The sequence below is a fragment of the Mycobacterium sp. genome, assembly GCF_032161845.1.
Taxonomy (GTDB): Bacteria; Actinomycetota; Actinomycetes; order Mycobacteriales; family Mycobacteriaceae; genus Mycobacterium.
Map to the genome: position 1 here is coordinate 1 of NZ_JAVRQA010000118.1, position 5351 is coordinate 5351.

Sequence of the window (5351 nt, forward strand, 5' to 3'; positions counted from 1 at the left end):
CACCCAAGCCGACCCCGCCTACGGCGAAGGCGTACGCAAGGCGTGTGAAGCCTTCGGCGCGCTGTAGCAGCCGACCGCGGCTCGGCGCTCGGCCGACGCTGACCAGTTTGGAGTTGATATGGCAGACCACGTGATCGACGACCCGAGCGGTACCCCTGATAGCGAGGTCCTGGACCTGGCTTCACGCATATTCGATGGGGCTCGCAGCGGCGACGCCACAATGTTGGCCGCTTACGTCGACGCGGGCGTACCGGTGAATCTCGCCAACACCAACGGCGACACATTGGTAATGCTGGCGGCTTACTACGGACACGAGTCCGCTGTCGCGGCGCTGATCGCGCGTGGCGCCGACGTTGATCGACACAACAATCGAGGACAGACTCCGTTGGCAGGCGCCGTCTTCAAGAACGACACAACGATCATCGAACTGCTGCTGTCAGCCGACGCCGATCCGCTGGCAGGCTCGCCGTCCGCGCTTGAAACCGCGCGGTTCTTCGAAAGGAACGAACTTGCGCGGCAACTGTTGCAACACATCCAGCGGCGGCGCAGCCTAAACGTCTAGCCGCAACACACACACGTTGCATCGTTACAGACGATGACCACTTCGCGCAGTGAGGTGAGCCTAGTGAAGTTGAGATGAGGATCAAATGTCCAATAAAAGCGTTGTGCCCGTGAGGGTTCGGTGCGATGGGTCTGTCTAGGACGTTGCGGCAGAAGTTTCCATTCCTGAGGTACTCGTTCCTGCGCATGGCTTTCGGCGGCCTGAACGTCGTACGGACTGGTCAGATGGGTGACGGCCGGGAGGAGGCGACGGTCGAGTACGTCATTGCCAACGCGCCGGCGGGCGATGTCGACGCCGCGATCGACGCCATCGACACCTTTGCCTACGAAAAGTCGATCCTCATGAACGTCGGCGACGAGAAGGGTCAACTGCTCGACGCCGCCGTCAAGCGTGCGACTCCGAAGCTGGCCGTGGAACTCGGTGCTTACTGCGGATACAGCGGGCTGCGGATCGCCCGAGCGGCACCGGCTGCCAAGGTGTTCTCGATCGAGAAGTCCGGCGCCAACGCCTCGGTGGCCCGCCGCGTGTGGGCGCACGCCGGCCTCGCCGATCGCGTCACCTGCATCAACGGCACCCTCGACGACGGGACGACGCTCGACGTCCTCGCCAAGGACTACGGATTCACTGAGGGCTGTTTGGATTTCGTATTCCTCGACCACTGGAAGGACGTGTACCTGGACGACCTGCAGCGGCTAGTCGACCGGGGTTGGCTGCATCCGGGAACGATCGTGGTCGCCGACAACGTCGGCATCCCCGGCGCACCCAAGTACCGCGCCTACATGAAGGAACAGCAAGACAAGCGGTGGCACACCGTCGAGCACGAAACCCACGTCGAGTATCAGACGCTACTCAAAGACCTAGTTCTGGAGTCGGAGTTCCTGGGCTGAGCCGCGCCACCATCACGCAGACGCATCGAACGTGCTTATTCCGAAGTGCACACTACGCAAGCGCCAACTATCGAGACAGATTCGGCCGGTTTCGGGTTCACTCCGCAGACGTCGGTCATGCACCGTCGATGGCTCGCGCCACCAAGAAGTGAATCCGGAAATCCTCACTGCAGATCCGGTGTTTGAGTGCCAAGTCGAGGGCTCCTACCCTCGGCACGAGCGCGGCTTGAGGTGTTCCGTATCCCATTTCTGTGGCGGCGATCGTGCCTATCCGGAATAAACTCCGTGCCCGGTGAACTTGGCTCAAGAGTCCCCCTCCCCGACCCAGGAGCATCCATGACCCGTCCAGTCCGCGTAGCCGTCCAGATCCAGCCCGGCGGCACGCCCGACTATGCGACGTGGCGCGACGCCGTCCTCGCCGCCGACGACCTTGGCGTCGACGTCATCTTCGGCTACGACCACTTCCACCGCCCGGCGATGAAGGGCATCGTCGACGGCAAGCCCGTCCTGTTCGACGAGCAGCCCGACGTCGCCAACTTCGAGGGCTGGACCGCGCTCGCATCGTGGGGCGAGATCACCTCACACGCCGAGATCGGGCTCCTCGTCACCGGCGTCGGCTACCGCAACGCGGACCTGCTTGCTGACATGGCGCGCACCGTCGACCACATCAGCGGCGGCCGGCTCATCCTGGGTCTCGGCGCGGGATGGTACGAAAAGGACTACACCACCTACGGTTACGACTTCGGCACCTTCGGCTCCCGCTTCGATCTCTTCGACGAGAGCCTGATCCGCATCGAGAACCGGCTCGGCGCACTGATTCCGCCGCCCGTGCGCAAGCTACCGATCCTCATCGGCGGTACGGGGCCCAAGCGCTCGCTGCCCGCCGTTGCCAGGCACGCCGACATCTGGCACGCGTTCCAGGACCTGGACGCGTTCCGCAGGTCCAGCGACCGAGTCGACGAGTTGGCAGCGACGTTCGGTCGCAACGGCGCCGATATCGAACGTTCGACGCTCTGGGAGAACGCCGCTAGCGCCGACGCGTTCCGCGAGGCAGGAGTCACCTTGTTCCAGACCGAACTGACCTCCGACGACGGTTATGACCTCGCGTCCCTCAAGCAGGTGGTCACATGGCGCGACGACGGGTAACCCAGGACCAAAGCTGTGCGCTTCACGGCCCTACCGGCGTCGGAGGCGCCTTCGCGATGATCAAGTGACGTTGTCGCGCATCTGGCAGTAATCCGCGGCGAATTGCTTTGCTGCCCAACGGTGCTCGACTATTGAGCGAAAGCCGCGGAATGTCATCGTCGCTTGTTTGATCTCGACGTCTTGCTTTGCTGTCAGCCGACCGAGGCGGGCATGGAAGCTCGACCTCTCAACGGTTGTGAGCGTGTCGATCACGTCCAATACGGTGTACTGCGACAGCAGACACGGGACGTGCGCGTGCTGGGCGGTGATCGCCGTACTAGGACACGCATCCGACGCCATGGAGAAACGATGCCGGAACTGAGCCCCGTCGCCGAATTCGACTTCGTCATCGTGGGAGCAGGCAGTGCGGGCTGCCTGCTCGCCAACCGGCTCAGCGCCAACCCTGACCACCGTGTGCTCTTGATCGAGGCCGGCGGCAAAGACAACTATTTTTGGATCAAGGTGCCGGTGGGCTACCTGTACACAATCGCCAACCCCCGCACCGACTGGTGCTTCACGACCGAGGCCGACCCGGGTCTGGCCGGCCGCAGCATTCACTACGCGCGGGGCCGTGTGATCGGCGGCAGCTCGTCGATCAACGCCATGATCCACATGCGCGGCCAGGCCAGCGATTACGAACTATGGGCCCAGGCCACCGGTGACGAGCGATGGCTGTGGGGTGGCCCGGGTGCTTCCGGCGAGACACTGGCGATCTACAAAGAGTTGGAAGACTACTTCGGCGGAGCCGACGACTGGCACGGCGCCGGTGGCGAGATCGCCGTCGAGCGGCCGCGGGTGCGCTGGAAGATCCTGGACGCCTGGCAGGCCGCCGCTGCCCAGGTGGGCATTGCCCCCATCGAGGAGTTCAACCGAGGAGACAACGCCGGCAGCGCGTACTTCCACGTCAACCAACGGCGCGGCCGTCGCTGGTCGATGGCCGATGCCTTCCTGCATCCCGTCGCCCACCGACCAAATCTCACCGTCTACACCCACACCCAGGCCTTGAAGCTGTTGATGGACGACCAGATCCACGAGGATCAGCGGCGCGGTGCCTGGCTCACAGCTCAGCGCCGCGCCACCGGGGTGCGGCTGCTCAAAGATGGCCAAATCGTTGACGTCCAAGCCCGACGGGAGGTGATCCTGAGCGCAGGCGCGATTGGGTCGCCGCAGCTCATGCAGGCCTCAGGTCTGGGCCCGGCCGGGCTGCTCACCCAGCATCAGGTGCCGGTGGCCGTCGATCTGCCGGGAGTGGGTGAAAACCTCCAGGACCACCTGCAGCTGCGAACGGTCTACCGGGTGCGGGGCGCCCGGACCGTCAACACGCTGTACCGGAATTGGATCACCCGCGCAGGCATGGGACTTCAGTACCTGCTGCTGCGCTCAGGACCCATGACCATGCCGCCCTCCACGCTGGGAGCTTTCGCCAAGAGCGACCCCACACTGGCCAGTCCAGATTTCGAGTGGCATGTGCAGCCCTTGTCGCTGGCCAAGTTCGGCGAACCTCTGCACCGCTTTGGAGCGATCACACCCTCGGTGTGCAATCTGCGCCCCAGCTCGCGTGGTCATGTGCGGATAGCCAGTGCAGACCCGCTGACCTACCCGAAGATCTCCTGCAACTACCTGTCCACGGACGCCGATCGTGATGCGGCCGTGCGCGGCTTGCGGATGACCCGGCAGATCATGGCGGCGCCATCCCTGGCCCGCTACTGCCCGGAAGAATTGCTTCCCGGCCCGCAACTGGTGAGCGACGAAGACCTCCAGCAGGCGGCCAGTGAACTCGGTACGACCATCTTCCACCCGGTGGGCACCTGCGCGATGGGAGCGTTTGACACACGCGGTGTTCCGCGTTCGGCCGCCACAGTCCTAGACACCGACTGTCGCGTGTACCGCGTCGCCGGGCTTCGAGTGGCTGACGCTTCGGCGATGCCCACCATCACGTCCGGGAACACCAACGCGCCGGTCATGCTGATCGCAGAGCGCGCAGCGCGGGCGATCCTGGAATGAGTCCGTCAACATCGAGTGGTTCCCCGGCCTGGTTTGCTTTGACTTGCCAAGTGCCCTAGCGACTTTCGCCAAGCTGCCTGCCCCGACAGCGGTTGCTAGTGAACCTGCGCCGTGTTCATCAGAGCCCGGAGGGTACGACCTTGCCGTTGACCGTCACCTCGACCTGGTCCGTCTTCGCGTCGTACTCGATCTTGCCGTGTTCAAAGGTCGTAACGAGGAGATCGCCGACGGTGTTCTCGTCACTGGTGGGCGCGCCCAGCGGACCCACCGAGCCGTTATCGCCGGTGACCGCAGGCAGGCCCTGTGGGTCGCGCGGGACATTCCAGGCCTCCCGGATCTTGCCCCAGGTGATGTAACCAGGCGTGCCCGCTTCGTCGTTCTTGGCAGTGATTACGCCGCCCTGGAACTGCTGGAACACCAAACCGCTCTCCCGTGCTCCCGCATTGCGGTCACCCGTCAGTGGCTTGCCGAGACCCTGCCGCTGACTCTCGGTTGCCGACGCGTACTTGGCAGCAATCGGACCGGTCAGCGTCACCTCGACGTCTCTCTCCCCGGTGAGCTTCACTTCGGTGGGTGGGGCTTGCGTCTCGGAGGTGGCGATCAACCCGACCTGCGGCGCCGACGCGTCGACGCTCTTGCCATTGCTGCAGCCCACGGTGATCAATGCGACGACGGCCAGGCCGACGACTGCCGTGTGGCGGTATGCGATCGTC

The 5351-nt window shown here is 64.2% G+C and carries 5 protein-coding genes; 4 read left to right on the forward strand and 1 reads right to left on the reverse strand.

Translation table 11 applies throughout. The features are described 5' to 3' along the window. Positions 1-118 precede the first annotated feature (118 nt). From QOD90_RS07355 to QOD90_RS07370, 4 genes are all read left to right on the forward strand, one after another. The gene (locus tag QOD90_RS07355; RefSeq protein WP_526348159.1) at positions 119-562 is read left to right on the forward strand and encodes an ankyrin repeat domain-containing protein; all 444 of its coding nucleotides are present in this window, start codon (positions 119-121) and stop codon (positions 560-562) included. 125 nt (positions 563-687) lie between these two features. Then, the gene (locus QOD90_RS07360; protein WP_526348160.1) at positions 688-1449 is read left to right on the forward strand and encodes an O-methyltransferase; all 762 of its coding nucleotides are present in this window, start codon (positions 688-690) and stop codon (positions 1447-1449) included. A gap of 336 nt (positions 1450-1785) precedes the next feature. Further along, positions 1786-2595: an LLM class F420-dependent oxidoreductase gene (locus QOD90_RS07365; protein WP_526348162.1), complete on the forward strand. Its 810-nt coding sequence runs from the start codon at positions 1786-1788 to the stop codon at positions 2593-2595. Positions 2596-2943: 348 nt separating this feature from the next. Next, positions 2944-4638, forward strand: coding sequence for a GMC family oxidoreductase (locus QOD90_RS07370; protein WP_526348166.1), 1695 nt, complete (start codon positions 2944-2946; stop codon positions 4636-4638). 118 nt (positions 4639-4756) lie between these two features. Here QOD90_RS07370 and QOD90_RS07375 read toward each other — a convergent pair. Then, positions 4757-5351 (reverse strand): LGFP repeat-containing protein (locus QOD90_RS07375; protein ID WP_526348164.1); only part of this gene is annotated, 595 nt, incomplete at its 5' end.

Coding starts and splice junctions, on each gene's coding strand:
- QOD90_RS07360 (WP_526348160.1), top strand. CDS start 688: ATGGGTCTGTCTAGGACGTTGCGGCAGAAGTTTCCATTCCTGAGGTAC.
- QOD90_RS07365 (WP_526348162.1), top strand. CDS start 1,786: ATGACCCGTCCAGTCCGCGTAGCCGTCCAGATCCAGCCCGGCGGCACG.
- QOD90_RS07355 (WP_526348159.1), top strand. CDS start 119: ATGGCAGACCACGTGATCGACGACCCGAGCGGTACCCCTGATAGCGAG.
- QOD90_RS07370 (WP_526348166.1), top strand. CDS start 2,944: ATGCCGGAACTGAGCCCCGTCGCCGAATTCGACTTCGTCATCGTGGGA.